The organism is Streptomyces sp. Root1310, assembly GCF_001426425.1.
In the GTDB taxonomy this organism is placed as follows: domain Bacteria; phylum Actinomycetota; class Actinomycetes; order Streptomycetales; family Streptomycetaceae; genus Streptomyces.
The window spans coordinates 1053658-1074776 of the sequence record NZ_LMEQ01000012.1 but is presented as its reverse complement, the minus strand read 5'-3'; the positions used below and the strand labels follow the sequence as shown (position 1 = coordinate 1074776).

General features: G+C 71.6%; 17 protein-coding genes and 1 pseudogene. 12 read left to right on the top strand and 6 right to left on the bottom strand.

Annotated elements, in window-relative coordinates:
• Positions 1-19: 19 nt before the first annotated feature.
• A complete protein-coding gene (locus tag ASD48_RS22880; RefSeq protein WP_057603474.1) occupies positions 20-1231 on the bottom strand; it encodes an acetyl-CoA C-acetyltransferase in 1212 nt (403 codons plus the stop codon).
• A gap of 152 nt (positions 1232-1383) precedes the next feature.
• Here ASD48_RS22880 and mce point away from each other — a divergent pair, with 152 nt between their 5' ends.
• The 7 genes from mce (at position 1384) to ASD48_RS22845 (ending at position 11171) form a co-directional block, all read left to right on the top strand.
• Entirely contained in the window at positions 1384-1824 is a 441-nt protein-coding gene (gene mce, locus ASD48_RS22875; RefSeq protein ID WP_057603473.1) for a methylmalonyl-CoA epimerase, read from the top strand.
• Positions 1825-2056: 232 nt separating this feature from the next.
• Positions 2057-5938 (top strand): polarized growth protein Scy, encoded by a 3882-nt coding sequence (gene scy / locus ASD48_RS22870; protein WP_057603472.1) that lies wholly within the window; start codon positions 2057-2059, stop codon positions 5936-5938.
• Positions 5939-6121: 183 nt separating this feature from the next.
• On the top strand, positions 6122-7060 hold the full coding sequence (locus tag ASD48_RS22865; RefSeq protein WP_020131158.1) for a cellulose-binding protein: 939 nt from the start codon (positions 6122-6124) through the stop codon (positions 7058-7060).
• 85 nt (positions 7061-7145) lie between these two features.
• Positions 7146-8132 (top strand): ABC transporter ATP-binding protein, encoded by a 987-nt coding sequence (locus ASD48_RS22860; protein WP_057603471.1) that lies wholly within the window; start codon positions 7146-7148, stop codon positions 8130-8132.
• Between the two features lie 2 nt (positions 8133-8134).
• Positions 8135-8905, top strand: a complete 771-nt coding sequence (locus ASD48_RS22855) for an ABC transporter permease (RefSeq protein ID WP_057603470.1) — start codon at positions 8135-8137, stop codon at positions 8903-8905.
• Between the two features lie 110 nt (positions 8906-9015).
• Entirely contained in the window at positions 9016-10293 is a 1278-nt protein-coding gene (locus ASD48_RS22850) for an ABC transporter ATP-binding protein (RefSeq protein ID WP_057603469.1), read from the top strand.
• The gene (locus ASD48_RS22845; RefSeq protein WP_057603468.1) at positions 10290-11171 is read left to right on the top strand and encodes an ABC transporter permease subunit; all 882 of its coding nucleotides are present in this window, start codon (positions 10290-10292) and stop codon (positions 11169-11171) included. The genes ASD48_RS22850 and ASD48_RS22845 overlap by 4 nt, the downstream gene beginning before the upstream one ends.
• 69 nt (positions 11172-11240) lie before the next feature.
• Here the strand turns inward: ASD48_RS22845 and ASD48_RS22840 are convergent, their stop codons facing one another.
• Positions 11241-11573 carry a hypothetical protein gene (locus ASD48_RS22840; protein ID WP_020131163.1) on the bottom strand — a complete coding sequence of 111 codons (333 nt, stop codon included), beginning with the start codon at positions 11571-11573 and terminating at the stop codon, positions 11241-11243.
• A 222-nt stretch (positions 11574-11795) separates the two neighbouring features.
• Between ASD48_RS22840 and ASD48_RS22835 the strand changes: the two genes are divergently transcribed.
• Entirely contained in the window at positions 11796-12824 is a 1029-nt protein-coding gene (locus ASD48_RS22835; protein WP_057603467.1) for an LLM class flavin-dependent oxidoreductase, read from the top strand.
• An 83-nt stretch (positions 12825-12907) separates the two neighbouring features.
• Here ASD48_RS22835 and ASD48_RS22830 read toward each other — a convergent pair whose 3' ends face one another.
• Positions 12908-13300, bottom strand: coding sequence for an SCO5389 family protein (locus ASD48_RS22830; RefSeq protein WP_020131165.1), 393 nt, complete (start codon positions 13298-13300; stop codon positions 12908-12910).
• A 322-nt stretch (positions 13301-13622) separates the two neighbouring features.
• Between ASD48_RS22830 and nucS the strand changes: the two genes are divergently transcribed.
• Positions 13623-14294: an endonuclease NucS gene (nucS, locus tag ASD48_RS22825; RefSeq protein ID WP_020131166.1), complete on the top strand. Its 672-nt coding sequence runs from the start codon at positions 13623-13625 to the stop codon at positions 14292-14294.
• 70 nt (positions 14295-14364) lie between these two features.
• Here the strand turns inward: nucS and ASD48_RS22820 are convergent, their stop codons facing one another.
• Together ASD48_RS22820 and ASD48_RS22815 are read right to left on the bottom strand one after the other, a co-directional pair.
• Complete coding sequence (locus ASD48_RS22820; RefSeq protein ID WP_057603466.1) at positions 14365-16866, bottom strand: ATP-binding protein; 2502 nt, start codon at positions 16864-16866, stop codon at positions 14365-14367.
• 237 nt (positions 16867-17103) lie between these two features.
• Positions 17104-17427: an STAS domain-containing protein gene (locus ASD48_RS22815; protein WP_057603465.1), complete on the bottom strand. Its 324-nt coding sequence runs from the start codon at positions 17425-17427 to the stop codon at positions 17104-17106.
• A gap of 425 nt (positions 17428-17852) precedes the next feature.
• Between ASD48_RS22815 and ASD48_RS22810 the strand changes: the two genes are divergently transcribed.
• Complete coding sequence (locus ASD48_RS22810; protein ID WP_057603464.1) at positions 17853-18425, top strand: cob(I)yrinic acid a,c-diamide adenosyltransferase; 573 nt, start codon at positions 17853-17855, stop codon at positions 18423-18425.
• Here the strand turns inward: ASD48_RS22810 and ASD48_RS22805 are convergent.
• A pseudogene (locus ASD48_RS22805) lies at positions 18422-19028 on the bottom strand (hypothetical protein). The gene ASD48_RS22810 and the pseudogene ASD48_RS22805 sit on opposite strands and share 4 nt — an antisense overlap.
• A gap of 153 nt (positions 19029-19181) precedes the next feature.
• Between ASD48_RS22805 and ASD48_RS22800 the strand changes: the two are divergent.
• Positions 19182-20366: a histidine kinase gene (locus ASD48_RS22800; RefSeq protein WP_057603590.1), complete on the top strand. Its 1185-nt coding sequence runs from the start codon at positions 19182-19184 to the stop codon at positions 20364-20366.
• Complete coding sequence (locus ASD48_RS22795; protein WP_057603463.1) at positions 20363-21043, top strand: response regulator transcription factor; 681 nt, start codon at positions 20363-20365, stop codon at positions 21041-21043. Before ASD48_RS22800 ends, ASD48_RS22795 begins: the two co-directional genes overlap by 4 nt.
• The last annotated feature ends 76 nt before the right edge of the window (positions 21044-21119 follow it).

Here is a 21119-nt window from a genome sequence, read left to right as displayed (position 1 = left end):
ACGAGCGGCGCGTCGGCGCTCAGGCCTTGGGTACCCGCACGATCAGCGCGTCACCCTGACCGCCGCCGCCGCACAGCGCGGCCGCGCCCACCCCGCCGCCCCGGCGCTTCAGCTCCAGGGCCAGGTGCAGGACGAGGCGGGCGCCGGACATGCCGATCGGGTGGCCGAGGGCGATCGCACCGCCGTTCACGTTCACCTTTTCCGTGGAGACGCCGAGGTCCTTCATTGACTGCACCGCCACCGCGGCGAAGGCCTCGTTGATCTCGATGAGGTCCAGGTCGGAGACCTCCAGGCCGTCCTTCTTCAGCGCGTGCAGGATGGCGTTGGAGGGCTGGGACTGGAGCGAGTTGTCCGGCCCGGCCACGTTGCCGTGGGCGCCGATCTCGGCGATCCACGACAGGCCCAGCTGCTCGGCCTTGGCCTTGCTCATCACGACCACGGCCGCCGCGCCGTCGGAGATCTGCGAGGCGCTGCCCGCGGTGATCGTGCCGTCCCGGGTGAACGCCGGGCGGAGCTTGCCCAGGGACTCCGCGGTGGTGTCGGCGCGGATGCCCTCGTCCTTGCTGAAGACGACCGGCTCGCCCTTGCGCTGCGGGATCTCGACCGGGGTGATCTCGGCCTCGAAGGTGCCGTTCTTCTGCGCGGCGGCGGCCCTCTGATGGCTCAGCGCGGCGATCTCGTCCTGCTCGGGACGCGCGATCCCGAGCCGCGTGTTGTGCTTCTCCGTGGACTCGCCCATGGCGATGTTCTCGAAGGCGTCGGTCAGACCGTCGTACGCCATCGCGTCGAGCATCTCGATCGCGCCGTACTTGAAGCCCTCGCGGGACTTCGGCAACAGGTGGGGGGCGTTGGTCATGGACTCCTGGCCGCCGGCCACCACGATGTCGAACTCACCCGCGCGGATCAGCTGGTCGGCCAGGGCGATCGCGTCGAGGCCGGACAGACACACCTTGTTGATCGTGAGCGCCGGGACGCTCATCGGGATGCCGGCCTTGACCGCGGCCTGACGGGCCGGGATCTGCCCCGCCCCGGCCTGGAGCACCTGCCCCATGATCACGTACTGCACCTGGTCGCCACCGATCCCCGCACGGTCGAGGGCGGCCTTGATCGCGAAGCCGCCGAGGTCGGCTCCGGAGAAGGACTTCAGGGAGCCCAGCAGTCGTCCCATGGGCGTCCGCGCGCCCGCGACGATCACCGAGGTCGTGCTGTTGGAACCAGTCGAGTCAGTCATGAGCTGCGATTCCCCTTACCGGCCTTGCACGGGCCGAGGAGTGAACGAGGGTTTACTTCGAATGTACTGAGTGGCACTCCGTGCCGTCATCGGGCCGTCAGTGTGATCGCGCGCACGTTGCGTAACCACCACGGCCGCGCTCCACTAACAACATGCTGACGCGAATCGACCACATCGGGATCGCCTGCCACGACCTCGACGCGACCGTCGAGTTCTACCGTTCCACGTACGGCTTCGAGGTGTTCCACTCCGAGGTCAACGAGGAGCAGGGCGTGCGCGAAGCCATGCTCAAGATCAACGATACGTCCGACGGCGGGGCCTCGTACCTGCAGCTCCTGGAGCCGACACGGCCGGATTCGACCGTCGCCAAGTGGCTCGACAAGAACGGCGAGGGCGTCCACCACATCGCTTTCGGTACGGCGGATGTCGACGCGGACGCCGCGGACATCAAGGACAAGGGCGTACGCGTTCTGTACGAAGAGCCCCGACGCGGCTCCATGGGGTCACGAATCACCTTCCTGCATCCAAAGGATTGCCACGGAGTACTGACAGAACTGGTCACATCGGCGCCCGTTGAGTCACCTGAGCACTGACCCTCGTACATATGGGCCGGTAGGGTTGGGGGCGGTCGCCGCTCACACCGGGGCGACCCGGTCCTGCCGTACGGCGGCGGGACGCAGCCGGGGTCCGGGTTTCGGGGGGCGAGCGTCGGGGCAGCAGCCCGTGCTCCGCCGTTGATCTGACACCATTCCCCGGGAGCCCCGTCCGGCGGATGGACGGAGCTCGTTCGGGAAGCTTGCGACCAGGGACGGATGGGACCGCGCAGTGCGGGGCTACGAGAGCCAGGAGCGGGAGCCGGCGGCTGACGTCGACCACCTGACTCGGTTCGAAGCCGAGATGAAGCGGCTGAAGACCGAGCGGGAAAAGGCGATCCAGCATGCCGAGGACCTCGGCTACCAGGTCGAGGTGCTGCGCGCCAAGTTGCACGAGGCGCGGCGCACCATCATGTCCCGGCCCGCCTTCGACGGCGGCGACATCGGGTACCAGGCCGAGCAGATGCTGCGCAACGCGCAGATGCAGGCCGACCAGTTGCGGCAGGACGCCGAACGGGAGCTGAGTCAGGCCCGGGCGCAGACGCAGCGGATCCTCCAGGAGCACGCCGAACAGGCGGCCCGGCTCCAGGCGGAGCTGCACCAGGAGGCGGTGGCCCGTCGTCAGCAGCTCGACCAGGAACTGGCCGAGCGCCGGCAGAACGTCGAGTCGCACGTCAACGAGAACGTGGCGTGGGCCGAGCAGTTGCGGGCCCGCACCGAAGCTCAGGCGCGTCGGCTGCTCGACGAGTCGCGGGCCGAGGCCGAGCAGGCTCTCACGGCCGCCCGCGCGGAGGCCGAACGGGTGGCCGCGGAGGCCCGCCAGCGGCTCCAGGCGGACGCCGAGGCGACCCGCGCGGAGGCCGAGCAGCTGTTGCTGCGGGCCCGCACGGACGCCGAACGGCTGCTGAACGCCGCTTCCAGCCAGGCCCAGGAGGCCAGCGACCACGCCGAGCAGCTGCGCACCTCCACCGTCACGGAGTCCGACGCGGCCCGCCGGCAGGCCGGTGAGCTCAGCCGCGCCGCCGAGCAGCGCATGTCCGAGGCCGAGGAGGCGCTGCGCAAGGCGCAGGCCGAGGCCGACAAGGTGCTCACGGAGGCGAAGGCGGCCGCCGAGAAGGCGCTCGCCGGCGCGGAGGCGGCCAAGGAGCAGCGCACCCGCACGGCGAAGGAGCAGGTCGCACGGCTGGTCACGGAGGCCACCAAGGAGGCCGAGGCGACCAAGGAGGCCGCCGAGCAGCTCGTCGCCGACGCGCGCACCGAGGCCGAGAAGATCGTCGCGGAGGCCTCCGAGAAGGCCCGCACGCTCACCGCCGAGGAGAGCGCGACCCAGTTGTCGAAGGCGGCGAAGACCGCCGAGGACGTCCTGAACAGGGCGCAGGAGGACGCGCAGAACACCACCAAGGCCGCCGCCGAGGAGGCCGAGCGGATCCGCCGCGAGGCGGAGACCGAGGCGGACCGGCTGCGGGCCGAGGCGCACGACATCGCCGAGCAGCTCAAGGGCTCGGCGAAGGACGACACCAAGGAGTACCGCGCCAAGACGGTCGAACTCCAGGAGGAGGCCCGTCGGCTGCGCGGCGAGGCCGAGCAGCTGCGTGCCGACGCGGTCGCCGAGGGCGAGAAGATCCGCGCGGAGGCCCGCAAGGAGGCCGTCCAGCAGATCGAGGAGGCGGCCAGGACCGCCGAGGAGCTGCTGTCCAAGGCGAAGGCCGACGCGGACGAGCTGCGCCAGAAGGCCACCTCGGACAGCGAGAAGGTGCGCACCGAGGCCATCGAGCGCGCCACCACGCTGCGCCGGCAGGCCGAGGAGACCCTGGAGCGCACCCGCGCGGAGGCCGAGCGCCAGCGCGACGAGGCGGTGGAGCTGGCCGAGACCATCACCTCGAACGCCGAGGAGGCCGCGCGCGAGCTGCGCGAGGAGACCGAACGCGGGGTCGAGGCACGGCAGGCGGAGGCGGCCGAGGAGCTGACCCGTCTGCACACCGAGGCGGAGTCCCGGCTCGCCTCCGCCGAGCAGGCGCTGACCGACGCCCGTGAGGAGGCCGCGCGGATCCGCCGCGAGGCCGGCGAGGAGTCGGACCGGCTGCGCTCGGAGGCCGCGGAGCGGATCCGCACCCTCCAGCAGCAGGCCGCCGCGGAGGTGGACCGGCTGCGCAACGAGGCCGCCGCCGACGCGTCCGCCTCGCGCGCCGAGGGCGAGGCCGTCGCGGTACGGCTGCGTTCCGAGGCCGCCGCCGAGGCGGAGCGGCTGAAGTCGGAGGCGCAGGACACCGCCGACCGGGTGCGCGCGGAGGCGCAGGCCGCCGCCGAGCGGCTGGCCACCGAGGCGTCCGAGACGCTGGCCGCCGCCCAGGAGGAGGCGCTGCGGCGCCGCCGCGAGGCCGAGGAACTTCTCGGTTCCGCCCGCCAGGAGGCCGACCAGGAGCGCGAGCAGGCCCGTCGGCAGAGCGAGGAACTGCTGGCCTCGGCGCGCAAGCGCGTCGAGGAGGCGCAGACCGAGGCCGTCCGGCTGGTCGAGGAGGCCGACCGGCGGGCCAACGAGATGGTGTCGGCGGCCGAACAGCACGCGCAGCAGGTGCGGGAGTCCGTCGCCGGGCTGCACGAGCAGGCGCAGGACGAGATCAACGGGCTGCGGTCCGCCGCCGAGCACGCGGCGGAGCGCACCCGGCGCGAGGCCGAGGAGGAGGCGGACCGGGTCCGCTCCGACGCCTACGCGGTGCAGGAGCGGGCGGCCGAGGACGCGAACCGGGTCCGGCGGGAGGCGAGCGAGGCGGCGGAGGCCGCGCAGGCGCTGGCCGAGCAGACCGTCGGCGAGGCGATCGCGGAGGCGGAGCGGCTGCGCTCGGAGGCGTCCGCGCACGCCCAGCGGGTCCGCACCGAGGCCTCGGACGCCATCGCCCAGGCCGACCAGGACGCCTCGCGCACCCGCGCGGACGCCCGGGACGACGCCAACCGCATCCGCTCGGACGCGGCGACGCAGGCCGACACCCTCATCACCGAGGCCCGCAACGAGGCGGAGCGGCTCCAGACGGAGACCATCGCGGAGGCCGAGCGCCTCCAGTCCGAGACGATCGCGGAGGCCGACCGGCTGCGGGCCGAGTCGGTCGCCAAGGCGGAGAAGCTGATCTCGGACGCCGCCGGGGACGCGGAGCGGCTGCGCGCCGAGGCCGCCGAGACGGTGGGTTCCGCGCAGCAGCACGCCGAGCGGATCCGCAGCGAGTCGGAGCGCGTCCGGACGGAAGCGGCCGCGGAGGCCGACCGTCTGATGAGCGTCGCCCGCGAGGAGGCCGACTCGACGCTGGACGAGGCCCGCAAGGAGGCCAACAAGCGGCGCTCCGAGGCGGCCGAGCAGGTCGACACGCTCATCACGGAGACCGCGGCCGAGGCGGACAAGCTGCTCACGGAGGCGCAGCAGCAGGCGCAGCAGGTCACGGCGGACGCGGAGGCGCAGGCCGACTCGATGGTCGGCGCGGCCCGCAACGAGGCCGAGCGGCTGGTCTCCGAGGCGACCGTCGACGGCAACTCCCGGGTGGAGAAGGCCCGTACGGACGCCGACGAACTGCTGGTCGGCGCCCGCCGGGACGCGACCGCCATAAGGGAGCGGGCGGAGGAGCTGCGCGACCGCATCACGAGCGAGATCGAGGGACTGCACGAGCGGGCCCGCCGCGAGGCCGCCGAGACGATGAAGTCGACCGGCGACCGCTGCGACGCGCTCATCAAGGCGTCCGAGGAACAGCTCGCCAAGGCGCAGGCGAAGGCGAAGGAGCTGGTGTCGGACGCCAACTCCGAGGCGGGCAAGGTCCGTATCGCCGCCGTGAAGAAGGCCGAGGGGCTGCTCAAGGAGGCCGAGCAGAAGAAGGCGACGCTCGTGCGGGAGGCCGAGGAGCTCAAGGCCGAGGCGATCCGCGAGGCGCGGCGCACGGTCGAGGAGGGCAAGCGCGAGCTGGAGGTCCTGGTGCGCCGGCGTGAGGACATCAACGCCGAGATCTCCCGGGTCCAGGACGTGCTGGAGGCGCTGGAGTCCTTCGAGGTCCCGACCGGCGGCAAGGACGGGGGCGTCAAGGCGGGCGCCGTCATCGGGGCGCCCCGATCGGGTGGGAAGGCGTCGGACAGCTAGCGGAATGTGTGAATTGCGTTAAAGTCTGAGGCCTTTGACCGGACCTTTGGCAAGCGGTCTGCGGCTCAGCCACCCAAAAGGGGTGTCATTCTCCAGATCAAACACGCATACGCTCGATGACACACCGTTCCGGCCCCTAGGATTCCACCTATCACCTCACCGGTCTCATTCGACAGGAACCCCATGAGCGACACTTCCCCCTACGGCTTCGAGCTTGTGCGGCGTGGGTACGACCGCGCTCAGGTGGACGAACGCATCTCGAAGCTCGTCTCCGACCGTGACAGCGCTCTGGCTCGTATCACTGCTCTGGAAAAGCGCATCGAGGAGCTCCACCTCGAGACGCAGAACGCCCAGGCTCAGGTAAGCGACGCGGAGCCGTCGTACGCCGGTCTCGGCGCGCGTGTCGAGAAGATCCTCCGCCTCGCCGAGGAAGAGGCCAAGGATCTGCGCGAGGAGGCCCGTCGCGCGGCCGAGCAGCACCGTGAGCTCGCCGAGTCGGCGGCTCAGCAGGTGCGCAACGACGCGGAGTCGTTCGCCGCGGAGCGCAAGGCCAAGTCCGAGGACGAGGGCGTCCGGATCGTCGAGAAGGCCAAGAGCGACGCGTCGCAGCTGCGTTCCGAGGCGCAGAAGGACGCGCAGTCGAAGCGTGAGGAGGCGGACGCCCTCTTCGAGGAGACCCGCGCCAAGGCCGCGCAGGCCGCCGCCGACTTCGAGACCAACCTCGCCAAGCGCCGCGAGCAGTCGGAGCGCGACCTGGCGTCCCGTCAGCAGAAGGCGGAGAAGCGTCTCGCGGAGATCGAGCACCGCGCGGAGCAACTGCGCCTGGAGGCCGAGAAGCTGCGTACCGACGCCGAGCGCCGGGCCCGTCAGACCGTCGAGACGGCGCAGCGCCAGGCCGAGGACATCGTGGCCGACGCGAATGCCAAGGCGGACCGCATCCGTTCCGAGTCCGAGCGCGAGCTGGCGGCCCTCACCAACCGCCGCGACTCGATCAACGCCCAGCTGACGAACGTCCGCGAGATGCTCGCCACGCTGACCGGCGCCGCGGTGGCCGCGGCCGGCACGCCATCCACGGACGACGAGCCGATCTCCCGCGGGGTCCCGGCGCAGCAGTCCCGGTAACGTCCACGGGTACGGCGACCGAACATCGGCGAAGCCCTTTGCCACTCCGGTGGCAGGGGGCTTTGTCGCGTTCTAGCGTGGCCGCATGATCGAGCTGTCTGGCCTGACGAAGCGGTACGGCGAGAAGGTCGCGGTGAACAACCTCACCTGCACCGTCAGACCGGGCATCGTCACGGGCTTCCTCGGTCCCAACGGCGCGGGCAAGTCCACCACCATGCGGATGATGCTGGGCCTCGACCGGCCGACCGCCGGGGACGTCCGGATCGACGGGCAGCACTACGACCGGCTGAAGGACCCGCTCAGGTACATCGGCGCCCTGCTGGACGCCAAGGCCATGCACGGCGGGCGCAGCGCCTTCAACCATCTGCTGTGCCTGGCGCAGAGCAACGGCATCCCGAAGAGCCGGGTGCACGAGGTGCTGGACACCGTCGGTCTGACCTCCGTGGCGAAGAAGAAGGCCAAGGGGTTCTCGTTGGGGATGGGACAGCGGCTGGGCATCGCGGGCGCGCTCCTCGGCGACCCCCGGATCCTGATGTTCGACGAACCGGTCAACGGCCTCGACCCCGAGGGCATCCACTGGATCCGCAACCTGATGAAGTCGCTGGCCGCGCAGGGGCGGACCGTGTTCGTCTCGTCCCACCTCATGAGCGAGATGGCGCTGACCGCCGATCACCTGATCGTGATCGGGCAGGGCCGGCTGCTCGCCGACACCTCGATGGCCGACTTCATCGCACAGAACTCGCGCTCGTACGTCCGTATCCGTACCCCGCAGCGGGAGCGGCTGCTCGACGTGCTGCACGGTGCCGGGGTCCTGGTCGTCGAGTCGGGCAGCGGGGTGCTGGAGGTCGACGGCGACAAGTCCGAGCACATCGGGGAGCTGGCCGCGCAGCACCAGATCGTGCTGCACGAGCTGAGCCCCCAGCGGGCCTCCCTGGAGGAGGCGTTCATGCAGCTGACCGCGGAGTCGGTGGAGTATCACGCGCACACGGACACACCCCCCGGCCCGGTCGAACAGCTCGAACAGTTCGAGCAGCCCGGACCGCGGTGGGGCGACGACTGGACGAGGAGCTGATGATGGCGGCGACCCAGGTCATCCGGTCCGAGTGGACCAAGATCCGGTCGGTGGCCTCCACCGTGTGGACGCTCTCGCTGGCCGTGGTGGTCACCATCGCCCTCGGCATGCTGATCTCGGCGCTGTCGAGGAACGAGTTCGACAACATGAGCCGCGACGACCGGCTCTCCTTCGATCCCACCTTCATCAGCTTCGCCGGGATGAGTCTCGGTCAGCTCGCGATGATCGTGTTCGGGGTGCTGGTCGTGTCGAACGAGTACAGCACCGGCATGATCCGCACCTCGCTGGCCGCCGTCCCGCAGCGTGGCACCTTCCTGTTCAGCAAGATCGCGGTGGCCACCGGGCTCGCGCTGGCCGTGGGGCTGGCCACCAGCTTCGTCACGTTCTTCCTGGGGCAGGCCATGCTCGGCTCCCACAAGGCGTCGATCGGGGACACCGGAGTCCTGCGGGCGGTCATCGGCGGCGGTCTGTACATGACGCTCATCGCGGTGTTCTCGATGGGCGTGGCCACCATGCTGCGCTCGCCGATGCTGTCGCTCGGCATCCTGATGCCGTTCTTCTTCCTGATCTCCAACATCCTCGGCAACGTCTCGGCGACGAAGAAGATCGGCCGGTATCTGCCCGACCAGGCCGGCAGCAAGATCATGCAGGTGGTCACGCCGATCGACGACGACACCCCGTACGGGCCCTGGGGCGGGTTCGCCATCATGGCGCTGTGGGCGGTCGCCGCGCTCGCGGGCGGCTACCTCCTGCTGAAGAAACGCGACGCGTAACGCTTTGGTCTTTGCTTTCATTTGAGCGGAACCGTCAGCGCCCCGATATCCTCCTAACCCTTACGGGGGCGTGTGCCCTGCTGTCCTGAACCTTTCGATGGGTGCGGAGCATGATCGAAGCAGTCGGCCTGACCAAGCGCTACGGCGACAAGACCGCTGTGTACAACCTTTCCTTCCAGGTGCGGCCCGGCGCCGTCACCGGCTTCCTCGGGCCGAACGGCTCGGGCAAGTCGACCACCATGCGGATGATCCTCGGGCTGGACAACCCCACCTCCGGGACGGTGACGATCGGCGGCTACCCGTACCGCAAGCTGCCGAACGCCGCCCGCCAGGTGGGTGCCCTGCTGGACGCCAAGGCGGTGCACGGCGGCCGGCACGCCCGCAACCACCTGCTGAGCCTGGCCCAGCTGTCCGGCATCCCGGCCCGGCGGGTCGACGAGGTGCTCGGCGTGGTCGGCCTCCAGGACGTGGCACGCAAGCGCTCCAAGGGCTTCTCCCTGGGCATGGGCCAGCGGCTCGGCATCGCGGCCGCGCTGCTCGGCGACCCGCAGGTGCTGCTCTTCGACGAGCCGGTCAACGGCCTCGACCCCGAGGGCATCCTCTGGGTCCGCAACCTGATGAAGTCGCTGGCCGCCGAGGGCCGCACGGTGTTCGTCTCCTCCCACCTCATGAGCGAGATGGCGGTGACGGCCGATCACCTGATCGTGATCGGGCGCGGACAGCTGCTCTCCGACATGAGCGTGAAGGACTTCATCTCGGCCAACTCCGCCGACTTCGCGCGGGTCCGCACCCCGCACACCGAACCCCAGCTGCGCGAGAAGCTCGCCTCCGCGCTCACCGAGGCGGGCGGCCATGTGCTGCCCGAACAGGACGGCGCGCTGCGGGTGACCGGGCTGGCGCTGCCCCGCATCAGCGACATCGCCCACGAGAGCGACGTACGCCTGTGGGAGCTGTCGCCGCACCAGGCCTCGCTCGAGGAGGCGTACATGCGGATGACGCAGGGCGCCGTCGACTACCGGTCCACCATCGACCAGAAGGCCGGCCTCCAGCAGCAGCCTGCGCCGGGTGCGCAGCCGCCGATGCCGGTGCCGGGCCAGGGCCAGCCGGGCTGGTACGCCCCGCCGCCCCCGCAGCACCCCGGATACGCGCCGCCGCAGCAGCCGGCCCAGGCGCCCCCGGCGGCCTCCTACGGGGCGTACGGCGCCCCCGGGGCCCCCGCCACGGCGCCCGGCCCGAACGGGGCCAACCCGTACACGCAGGCGCCCGCACAGGCCCCGGCCCAGCCGGCCGCCGCGGCGCCTTCGGCGGCACCGTCCGCGCCCGCCCCGGCCGCTCCCGCCGCTCCCGCACCCGACGCCGCCCCGACCAAGTCCGAGGACGCCCGATGAGCACCCCGCAGCACCCGTCGCCGCAGGCCGCGCCCGCCTGGCAGGGGGCGCCCGGTCCCGCGTACGGCGCGGCCGGCCCCGCCTACACCTCGCCGATCCCGATCGTGCGCACCCACCTCGGGCACGCCATCGCCTCGGAGTGGACGAAGATCCGCTCGGTGCGCTCCACGATGTGGACGCTGGGCGTGTTCGTGCTGCTCGTCGTCGGCATCGGACTGCTGGCCGGCGCGATCGTGGCCGCGAACGCGACCGAGGGCGACCTCGCGGACGAGACCGCTCTGTCGTTCGGCTTCTTCGGACTGCTCCTGGGCAGCATGTGCATCATCACGCTCGGCGTGCTGACCACGGCCTCGGAGTACGGCACGGGCATGATCCGGACGACGATGGTGGCCTGCCCGTCCCGCGGCCGGGTGCTCGCCGCGAAGTCGGTCGTGTTCTTCGCCGTCGCGTTCGTCGTCACCCTGGTGTCCACGGGCTTCGTCGCCATGGTGCACGTGGGGATGCTGGGCGACGCCCGGCAGCCGACCGGCTCGGAGTGGCTGAAGGCGACCTTCGGGGTGTCCCTCTACATCGCGCTGCTCGGACTGATCTCCTTGGCCGTCGGCTCGGTCATCCGGCACTCGGCCGGCGCCATCACCATCATGATCGGCGTCCTGCTGGCCCCGCTGGTCATCGCGATCTTCATGTTCTCGTCCTCGCTGGAGGACCTGCGCCAGGCCCTGTTCGAGTACTCGATCCCGAGCCAGATGAGCGTCTTCTACTCGTCCTCGCTCTCCGAGAGCGGGCCGAGCGGCTGGGACCCGCTGTGGATCGCGCTCGGCGTGACCGCCGTCGTGCTCGGCGGCGCCTTCGCCCTGCTGGAGAAGCGCGACGTCTGACGAGCGACGGCCTGCGGCCGACGACTGACGGCTGACGACTGACGACTGACGACTGACGGCCGACGGCTGCTAGAACTTGGGCGCGTTACGGGACCGCCGCACCCCCGGGGTGCGGCGGTCCCGTGCGTTCCAGCACGCCTTGTGCCAGTGCCGTCGGTCGTCGACACCCGCGTGCTCGGGCCAGACGACGACATGCGGCACACCGTCGGGGATCAGCTGGTCGCAGCCCGGGCACCGGTACGCCTTGCCCTGGGCGCTCGCGCCGGCCACGTGCCGCACACTCCACTGCTCGCCCTGCCAGCTCTCCCCCGACTGCCAGCCGCCGTAGCGGCTCGCGCGGTCGTCCTCGGCACTCTGGCCGGAGGAGCCCTCACCCTTGGGGCGGTTGCGACGCGGGGACACGGGACACCTCACGGGGCTATACAGGGACCAGGATTGCCGTCCAGCCTACGCGGCGTGCGCGCGGGTACCCGTAGGGCAGCGATCCCCACAAGTCGCCCTCCCCGGCGTCGCATTCTCCAGACAATCCGCAAATCTCTCCGCCAGGCCGTGTCCTCGGCACGTGTCAGACGGTTATGCCGGGTGGGGGAGCTCCGTGTCGGAGCCAAGGAAGCAGGAAAGTCCATGCGCGTTGGAAGTTTCGTGTTGGGAGCCCAGTTCCCCGGCCAGGGTCAGGGAGAGGCGCTGCACCGCGCGGTCCGCTCGGCCGAGGTCGCCGAGGAAGCGGGCCTCGACTCGGTCTGGCTGGCCGAGCACCACTTCGTGCCGTACGGCACATGTCCGTCTGCGGTCACGCTCGCCGCTCTGCTGCTGGGGCGCACCCGCCGCATCCGGGTCGGCACGGCGGTCAGCGTACTGCCCACCGTCCATCCCGTCGCCCTGGGCGAGCAGGCCGCGCTGCTGCACCTGACGAGCGGCGGCCGCTTCTCGCTGGGCGTGGGGCGCGGCGGCCCCTGGGTGGACCTGGAGGTGTTCGGCGCGGGCCTGGAGGCGTACGAGCGGGGGTTCCCGGAATCACTCGATCTGCTGGTGCGCTGGCTGCGCGACCCCTCGGTGGGGGCGGACGGCGAGCGGTTCCGCTTCCGCGAGGTCCCGGTCGTCCCCAGGCCCTCGGAGGCGCTGACGGACGCGCCGGGTCCGGAGGTGGTCGTGGCGTGCACCTCGCCGGCGAGCGTGCGGCTGGCCGCCGAGCGCGGCCTGCCGATGCTCCTCGGCATGCACGTGGGGGACGAGGAGAAGGCCGAGATGGTCGCCGCGTGGCGGAAGTACGCGCGCGCGGCCGGCCGGTCCGGGGACGAGATCCGGGGCGCGGCGCATGTCTCGGCGGGCGTCTGCCAGATCGCGGACCGGCGCACGGACGCGGTGGAGACCCTGGTGAAGGCGATGCCGGGCTGGCTGCGGCAGGGGCTCGACGCCCATGTGACGGTGGACGGCCGGGCCCGCTCCATGCGGGACCCGGTGGCATACACCGAACTGCTCTGCGGGCTGCACCCGGTGGGCACCCCACGGCTGTGCGCCGACCGTCTCGCGGCGACCGGCGAGCGGACCGGCATCTCGCGTTTCGCCCTGCTGGTCGAGGGTTCCGGAGACCTGGCGGCCACCGAGGAGAACGTACGGCGGCTGGGCTCGGAGGTGCTCCCCCACCTCCGGTGAACAGCCCAGCCGACCGCGAGGCTTGCCGCTCCCGTACTGATGGAACCTCCCGCGTCAGGAGCGGCAAGCAACAGGCTCACGTGTCAGCAGTCCCGGAATTCCGGGGACTGGTTCAGCACCTGGCTGCGGACCGAGGTGAATCGGGCGAGCTTCTCGTCGACAGCCGGCTCCAGCGGGAACACCGCCACCCGGTGGCAGTTCTGGAAGGCCAGCCGCACACCGAAGTGCCGCTGAAGCGCGCCGCGTATGGCGTCACTCGCGAGCGCGCGCAGCAACTGCCCGCGTGCCTGCTCGTCCGGCGGGGGCGTCTGGTTGTCGGCGAAGTCTCCGCCGTCCACCTTCAGCTGGGCCACCAGGGAGCTGACCATCTCCCATGCGTAGGGCAGGGAGGTCCGGACGCAGTCGACGAATTCTGCTTCGTCGACCTCGCCTCGCTCGGCCTGTTCGAGTAGGGCCGGTGAGACGTCGAGCGACATGGGTACTCCTCTCGCACCCCCGGGACATCAGGGGTTGCCGGACAGGGAAAGGGAGTTCGCATGCCGAAACATCGCACACGCTGAGTACACGCATCGCGACCTCCCGTTCACTACGGTAGGCAACGGACCGTGACCGCACCAGGAGAATGGGCACATAGGGAACTCCGAGTAGGCACACAATCGGCCACTGTCGAGCTGCTGCCGAACGATGGGTTACCAGGTCGAAAGGGGCGGGACCGAAGGGGCCTCGGTTGAGGGTGGGGGGTGCGGGACGGGCGGGCGAATCGCGTGCCCGGCGGGGCGTCGGATAGCGTTGCGCACCATGCGTCTCGTCATCGCCCGGTGCTCCGTGGACTACGCCGGCCGGCTCACCGCCCACCTTCCCTCCGCGCCCCGTCTCATCCTGGTGAAGGCGGACGGCAGCGTCTCGATCCACGCGGACGACCGGGCCTACAAGCCCCTGAACTGGATGTCGCCGCCCTGCACGCTGAAGGAGGGCGCGGGCGACGAGGAAGGCGTCTGGACCGTCGTCAACAAGGGCGGAGAGAAGCTCATCATCACGATGGAGGAGATCCTCCACGATTCCTCGCACGAACTCGGCGTCGATCCCGGCCTGATCAAGGACGGCGTGGAAGCACACCTTCAGGAGCTGCTCGCCGACCGCATCGAGACCCTCGGCGAGGGCTACACCCTCATCCGCCGTGAGTACATGACCGCCATCGGCCCGGTCGACATCCTGTGCCGGGACGCCGAGGGGCAGACCGTCGCGGTGGAGATCAAGCGGCGCGGTGAGATCGACGGTGTCGAGCAACTCACGCGCTATCTGGAGCTGTTGAACCGCGACCCGCACCTCGCCCCGGTGCGTGGTGTCTTCGCGGCCCAGGAGATCAAGCCCCAGGCCCGCGTGCTCGCCACGGACCGCGGCATCGGCTGCCAGGTCCTGGACTACAACGCGATGCGGGGCATCGAGGACGACAAGCTGCGGCTGTTCTGACCCATCCACCCGTACGACGAGAAGGCCGGGTTCCCGAAGAGGAACCCGGCCTTCTCATGTGCCTGAGGGCTCAGATCACCGAGTCCGAGGAGGAGGGCGTGCTGTCCGCCCTGCTCGGCGACACCGAGGCACTTGAGGTGGTACCGCTGGCCGAGGTCCCGGTGGACGGGTCTCCGGTGGGGGTTCCGCTGGGCGGGTCGGGCGTCTCGGTCGGAGGCGTCGTGCTCGGCGAGCTGGACGTACTCGGCGACGACGACGTCGACGACGAGGGCTTCGGACTCGTGGTCGACGACGGCTTCGAGGTCGGCGTGCCGGAGGACCCGCCGTTCCCCGACCCGGGTGAGCTGCTCGCCTCCGACGACGGCTCCGCCTCTCCCGTGGGGCTCGGGTCGTCCGAGGTGCCCATGGTCCCGTCCGGGCCCGGGTCCGTCGGCCTGCTGGTCGCCTCCCCAGTGTCGGCGGAACCGCTGTCGTCGCCCGGGGTCTCGGCGTCCTGGCCGCCGTCGTCCAGGCCGACACTGGCGGACGGGTTGACGCCGACCCGGTCGGAGGGGTCGTCGGCGTCGTTGTTGGAGGTCGCGCCGAGTGTCACGACCGTGCCGAGGACGGCGACGAGCAGGGCGCCCGCGCCGGCCGCGACCAGGTTGCGCTTGGCCAGGCTCTTCAGGCCGCCCCGGCTGTGACGGGCCGGCGGGCCGGTGGGCTCCCGGCGGGCGACGACGGTCTCGGCCTCCGGCGGGTAGGTCGGGAGCACCGCCTGGATGCCGCGCGGCGGGGACGCCGACTCCTCGTGGCGGGCGTCGGGCACCTCCTCGCCTGCCGTCGCCGCCGCGAGGCCGGGTACGTCCCCGGAGCGGTCGGTGACCAGGGCGAGGGCGCGCCGGCCGGCGACGGTCCCGCGCTTGTCGGCGATCGCCCCGCGCAGGGCGAGGGAGGCCTCCAGCTCGGAGCGGGCCCGGTCGAGGTCTCCGCCGCAGAGGGCGAGGACGCCCATCTCGTGGTGGAAGTAGGCCCGGTCGGCGGACTCCCCGGCGAGCCGGGCGGCCTCGGCGCCCTCGTGCAGGCTGCTCTCCCAGGCGCTCCAGCGCAGGCCCGCGGCGAAGGCGGGCGCGGCGGTGCGGGCGAGCTGGACGGCGGTGGACTCCTCGTCCTCGCCGGTTCGGGTCGTCGTGGGGACGATCACGACGAGGGCGGCGAGGACCGCGTCGGCCTCCGCGCAGACCCGCTCGGGCGTGACCGAGGGGTGGCCGGCCCACCAGGCGTAGTGCTGGGCGGCGGAGTGGGCGCGGGCCTCGACGTCGTCGGCGTATCCGGCGGCCTCGAGCTGGGTCTGGACGCCGGCGGCGAGCCGGTAGCGGGTGCCGACCGGGGAGACGAGTCCGCAGGCGGCCAGTTCACCGAGAGCGGCGTCGGCGTGGGTGTCGCCGACCAGGGCGGGCAGGTGCGCCTGGTGCGGGACCTCACCGTCCAGGGCGACGGCGAAGCGCAGCGTCGCGCGGGCGGAGGCGCTGAGCCGGGCGGCGAGCAGCGGCGCGGGCGCGGCGGCCTCGCCGAGCGAGGGCAGGGGTATCTCCTCGGCCTCGCCCGCTCCGGCGAGACCGTCGACGGCGTCGGTAAGCGGCCGGGCGTCCTCGAAGACTCCGAACACATCGACCGCGTCGGCGCCGGCCCGCAGCTGGTCGCGCTGCGAGAGCAGGGCGCCGGCCTGGACGAACCGCAGCGGCAGGCCCTCGGACTCGAACCACAGGTCGCCCGCCCAGTTGGCCTCCTCCTCGGTGAGGACGCGGCCGACGGCGTGCTCGATCACCTCGACGCCGCCCGCGCGGTCCAGCCCGGTGAGGACGACCTCCTCCACGGCGGACTCCGCGGAGGGCAGCGGGGTGTCCGGGGTCGCGCCGAGCAGGAAGGCGCACTCGGGCGTCGCGTCCAGGAGTTCGTCGAGGGCGGCGCCACCGAGGTCGAGGTCGTCGACCACGACGACCGCGCCGATCTCGCGGACCAGGGCACTCAGGTCGTCGCTCGCGGGGCGGTACCGGGGAGCGTCGTAGACGGCGTGGAAGAGGTCGTGCAGGAGGTCGGCCGAGGTGCGGCGGAAGCCGGTGAGGCGGACGACGCCGTCGGGGGCGAGGTCCTCGCAGTCCTCGGCGACGAGGTCGAGCAGGCTGGTGCGGCCGGAGCCGGGCGCGCCGGTGAGGCGGACGGAGCGGCCGCGGGCCAGCAGGCGGACCAGCTGTTCGCGTTCGTCCTGGCGGCCCAGGAGCGGCTGGGCGGGCCGGGCGGTTCCGGCGGGGGCGGGCGGCCGGGCGGCGCGCTCGGCCTCGGCACGCTGCTCCGCGGTGCGCTTGGCGGGGCGCTCCGGTATCTCGGTGGGCGGGCAGAGTTCTATCTCGCTGCCGTCGACCGGATTGACCGTGAGCAGGTGTTCGCCCGCGACGAGCCGCACGGTGCGGGCCAGGGCCGGCGTGTGCTGGCCGAAGTCGGGCGTGAGGGGGTCCCTGGACGGGCGCGGGCGCGGCGTGCCGCCGTCGTCGTCCTGGCCGTACTCCTCGGGTCCCCGGGTGTTCGGGTCCATAGGTTCAAGCCCCCCAAAAGCGTCGTGTGGCGGTAGCCCCTCCCGGCCTTGCTGCACACTGCGCTGTCGCTTCTGGTCCGGTGCCCGCTCGAGGGCTGAGAGCGGCGGGCAGACGAACCGTAAACCTTCGCACAGTATCTACGACAGCCCGGGGTGCCGGGCCGCCCGAAGCGTCACAGTCTCGTGAGGATTGCGCCCGTCGCATGTTTCCCGCCGCAGGCCACGCCCCCTCGGGGATCAGACCCGGGGCAGGGACTCCACTCCGATACCGCCCTCGATCGCGAGGATCCGGTGCAGTCGGGTGGCCACCAGCAGGCGTTGCATCTGCGGAGGCACCCCGCGCAGCACCAGGCGTCGGCCGCACCGGCCGGCCCGTCGGTGGACGCCCATGATGACGCCGAGTCCGGTGGCGTCCCAGGAGTCCAGCTCGGACAGGTCGAGCACCAGGTCGCCGGCTCCGTCGTCCACGGCCGTGTGCAGAGCCGTACGGGCATCCGCAGCGCTGCGGACGTCGAGACGACCCCCGACGACCAGCTCTACGTGGTCGCCCCTGATGTGCATAGCGCTCCCCTAAGCGTGCGTCTCGTGCTCCGCGGTGGTGGTGTCCGGTGTTGCATCCTCTGACTGCGGGAAGCGGTCGGAGGTTGCCGTCTGTGAGCGAACCGATACCGAATTCACTCGCAGGGGTGAGGCCCATGGGGCCTGTGCGGTTTCGGTGCTTGGAGAAGCCCTGCCCGCTCAGGCGTCCGATGTCACCGGCGTCAACCATCCGGCGCAGCCGCTCAGCATGCCTCTCGGCGGGAGATTAGCGGGCGTGAGGCGCTGTGTGACCGGTTAGTAACGCGGCTCACGTCTCAGCGCGTGAGACGCCGGTCACGTCGTCAATTACTGTCCGATTCAGGCCGATTGGACCGGGACTGACCAGGCGCCGACAGCAGTGACGAAGGGAACGGAACGGATCCTCCGGGACGGTCTAGATTGGCCGCATGGTCAATCTGACGCGCATCTACACGAGGACCGGCGACCAGGGCACCACCGCTCTCGGTGACATGAGCCGGGTCGCCAAGACCGACCTGCGGATCGCCGCGTACGCCGACGTCAACGAGGCGAACGCGGCGCTCGGCACGGCGCTCGCGCTGGGCGGGCTGGACGAGGAGCTCGGCGGGGTGCTCACCCGGGTCCAGAACGACCTGTTCGACGTGGGCGCGGACCTGTCGACGCCGGTGGTGGAGAACCCGGAGTTCCCGCCCCTGCGGGTCGAGCAGTTCTACATCGACCGCCTGGAGGCGGACTGCGACCGGTTCAACGAGCGGCTGGAGAAGCTGCGGTCGTTCATCCTGCCCGGCGGCACCCCGGGAGCGGCCCTGCTCCACCAGGCCTGCACGGTCGTCCGGCGGGCCGAGCGCTCCACCTGGGCGGCGCTGGAGGTGCACGGTGAGCGGATGAACCCGCTCACCGCGACCTACCTCAACCGGCTCTCGGATCTGCTGTTCATTCTGGCCCGCACCGCAAACAAGGCGGTCGGCGACGTGCTCTGGGTGCCGGGCGGGGAGCGCTAGCGCATCTTGGCCGGTTCCCGCTCCGGTCCGCCGTTCGATCCGCCTTCCGGGCCGCCCTTCGGGCGGTCCTTCGGGCCGGACTTCGGGAACAGGGTGTAGCTCCCCGCGATGACGAGGTTGATGCCGATCACCCACAGCATCCGCAGCTGCCACGCCCGCAGGGAATCGGTCTCGCCGTCCCCGCCGACGTACAGGACGGCCGCCTGGAGCAGTGCCATGGCCACCAGTGCGGCGAGGGTCCAGCGGCCCGCGACCTTCCACTCGTGGACGGCGCGGGCCCTGCCGTACTTCGGCGGCCGCACGGGCGGCGGGCCGCCGGCGAACCGGTGGGCGACGCGGGCGTCCGCCCACCTGACGGTGGAGTGGCCGAGGCCCACGGTGAAGCCGATGTAGACCGCGGCCAGGCCGTGCCGCCAGTCCGGCTCGGCGCCGTTCTTGAGATCGATCGCGGTCACCACGAACAGCACGGCCTCCAGCAGCGGCTCGCACAGCAGCAGGGCCAGCCCCCGGACGCGGCATCCGGAACACGTACCGGAAGGCCAGTCCGGCGGCCAGCAGCACCCAGAAGGCCACCTCACAGGCGATGATCAGTCCGACGATCACGGTTCGCTCCTCTCGCTCGCCCTTCCAGGCTCCCGGCCGGCGGAGCGCGTCTCGTCGTCGGCGGTGACGAACTCGCGGTACATCGAAAGATGCAGTTCGGGACCGTTCCCGGGAAGCAGGCGGACGGGGGACGAGGCGTGTTGGATGGAGGACATGGCCGTCCGAGACCTGCGCCGCCTGCGCCGCCCGCACCGCTTCGACGTGTACATCGCGGTCGGCGGGCTGCTCGGCGGGCTGCTGCTGGCCGCCATCGGCCTGGGCACCCGGCCGTCCGACGACCCGATCACGCTCCTCGACGGCCCCTGGGCGGTCCTGGTGCCGCTCTGCGTGATGGCCGGCTGCGAGGTGCTGCGCCGGATCGCGCCGCGCACGGCCCTGCTGACCGGCACGGCCGCGATCGTCCTGGACACCCTGACCCAGGGCAATCTGTTCACGGTGCTGATGTACACCGACCTGATGTACGCGGCCGTCCTGTACGGCCCGCTCGCGTCGGCCCGCCGGATCCAGTGGATCACCGGACTGCTGACGGTGGCCGGGACGCTGGTGCCCTTCGCGGTGTGGCGGGTGCCGGAGGCCCTGCTGATCGGGGTGGTCGTCGGCATCGTGGCCTACGCGCCCGCCGCCACCGGCTGGATCGTGCGCGACCACCGGGACGCGGCCGAGGCGGCCCGGCTGCGGGCCGAACAGACCGCGCTGCTCGCCGAGATGGACCGCGTCCAGGCCGTCACCACCGAACGGGCGCGGATGGCCCGGGAGTTGCACGACATGGTCGCCAACCACCTGTCCGCGATCGCGATCCACTCGACGGCGGCGCTCTCGATCGACGACCCGGACACGTCCCGGCAGGCGCTGTCGGTCATCCGCGAGAACAGCGTCGAGGGGCTGGCGGAGATGCGGCGGCTGATCGGGATCCTGCGGGACGGCAGCGGGGACCGCGAGCCCGCCGCGGCCCCCACCCTGGACGGCCTGGAGGCCCTCGTCGAGGGCGCCCGTGCCAATGGTCTCGACGTCACCCTCGACTCCGCGCCCGGTGCGGTGCCGGCCCCTGTCGAACTCGCCGCCTACCGGATCGTCCAGGAGTCGCTGACCAACGCGTTGAAGCACGCCTGCCCCGGCCGGGTCACCGTCGCCGTCGTCCGGCGCGACGGGGTGCTCGACGTGCGGGTGCGGAGTCCGTACGGCCACCGGGACGGGCCCCGCGCCCCTGGCTCCGGTGCCGGGCTCGTCGGCATGCGGGAGCGCGCGGCGTTGCTTGACGGCACGTTCGCCGCCGGGCCGCAGGACTCGTGCTGGACGGTGCGTGCCACATTCCCCCTGACCGAAGGTGAGTCCGTATGAGCTCCACCGTCCGGGTCCTCGTCGCCGAGGACCAGTCCGCCGTACGCGCCGGACTCGTCCTGATCCTGGGCAGCGCGTCCGACATCGAGGTGGTGGGCGAGGCGGCGGACGGGGAACAGGCGGTGTCGCTGGCGCGGGAGTTGAGGCCGGACGTGGTCCTGATGGACGTTCAGATGCCGCGCCTCGACGGGGTGTCGGCGACCCGGAAGGTGGTCGAGGAGGGGCTCGCCGATGTGCTGGTGCTGACCACCTTCGACCTCGACGAGTACGTGTTCGGCGCGCTGCGGGCGGGCGCGGCGGGGTTCCTGCTGAAGAACACCGAGGCGAGGGACCTCCTGGCGGCGGTCCGTACGGTGGCCGCCGGGGAGGGGCTGATCGCTCCCGCGGTGACCCGTCGGCTGATCGCCGAGTTCGCCGCGAAGCCGGTCCGGTCACCGAAGGCCGACCCCGCCGTCCTGGACGCCCTCACCCGGCGCGAGCGCGAGGTGCTGGCCTGTCTGGGCGAGGGGATGTCCAACGCGGGCATCGCCGGGCGCCTCGACATGGCGGAGGCGACGGTGAAGACGCACGTCAGCCGTCTGCTGGGGAAGCTGGAGCTGCGCAGCCGGGTGCAAGCGGCGGTACTGGCGCAGGAGTTGGGGATCCGGCTGGGATCCGAGGGGGCTCCGGAGGTTTAGTCCGCCGCAGTGGTCCAGACCTATTGACCTGTGGTCCAGACCTTTCTATTCTCGCGGCACCGTGGGCGTGAAGGCT

Bases quoted from the DNA above. Each gene is read 5' to 3' on its own strand.
- ASD48_RS22800 (WP_057603590.1), top strand. From the start codon at position 19,182: ATGGCCGTCCGAGACCTGCGCCGCCTGCGCCGCCCGCACCGCTTCGAC.
- ASD48_RS22815 (WP_057603465.1), bottom strand. From the start codon at position 17,427: ATGCACATCAGGGGCGACCACGTAGAGCTGGTCGTCGGGGGTCGTCTC.
- ASD48_RS22845 (WP_057603468.1), top strand. From the start codon at position 10,290: ATGAGCACCCCGCAGCACCCGTCGCCGCAGGCCGCGCCCGCCTGGCAG.
- ASD48_RS22810 (WP_057603464.1), top strand. From the start codon at position 17,853: ATGGTCAATCTGACGCGCATCTACACGAGGACCGGCGACCAGGGCACC.
- ASD48_RS22860 (WP_057603471.1), top strand. From the start codon at position 7,146: ATGATCGAGCTGTCTGGCCTGACGAAGCGGTACGGCGAGAAGGTCGCG.
- ASD48_RS22820 (WP_057603466.1), bottom strand. From the start codon at position 16,866: ATGGACCCGAACACCCGGGGACCCGAGGAGTACGGCCAGGACGACGAC.
- ASD48_RS22795 (WP_057603463.1), top strand. From the start codon at position 20,363: ATGAGCTCCACCGTCCGGGTCCTCGTCGCCGAGGACCAGTCCGCCGTA.
- ASD48_RS22865 (WP_020131158.1), top strand. From the start codon at position 6,122: ATGAGCGACACTTCCCCCTACGGCTTCGAGCTTGTGCGGCGTGGGTAC.
- ASD48_RS22880 (WP_057603474.1), bottom strand. From the start codon at position 1,231: ATGACTGACTCGACTGGTTCCAACAGCACGACCTCGGTGATCGTCGCG.
- ASD48_RS22835 (WP_057603467.1), top strand. From the start codon at position 11,796: ATGCGCGTTGGAAGTTTCGTGTTGGGAGCCCAGTTCCCCGGCCAGGGT.
- ASD48_RS22850 (WP_057603469.1), top strand. From the start codon at position 9,016: ATGATCGAAGCAGTCGGCCTGACCAAGCGCTACGGCGACAAGACCGCT.
- mce (WP_057603473.1), top strand. From the start codon at position 1,384: ATGCTGACGCGAATCGACCACATCGGGATCGCCTGCCACGACCTCGAC.
- ASD48_RS22830 (WP_020131165.1), bottom strand. From the start codon at position 13,300: ATGTCGCTCGACGTCTCACCGGCCCTACTCGAACAGGCCGAGCGAGGC.
- ASD48_RS22855 (WP_057603470.1), top strand. From the start codon at position 8,135: ATGGCGGCGACCCAGGTCATCCGGTCCGAGTGGACCAAGATCCGGTCG.
- nucS (WP_020131166.1), top strand. From the start codon at position 13,623: ATGCGTCTCGTCATCGCCCGGTGCTCCGTGGACTACGCCGGCCGGCTC.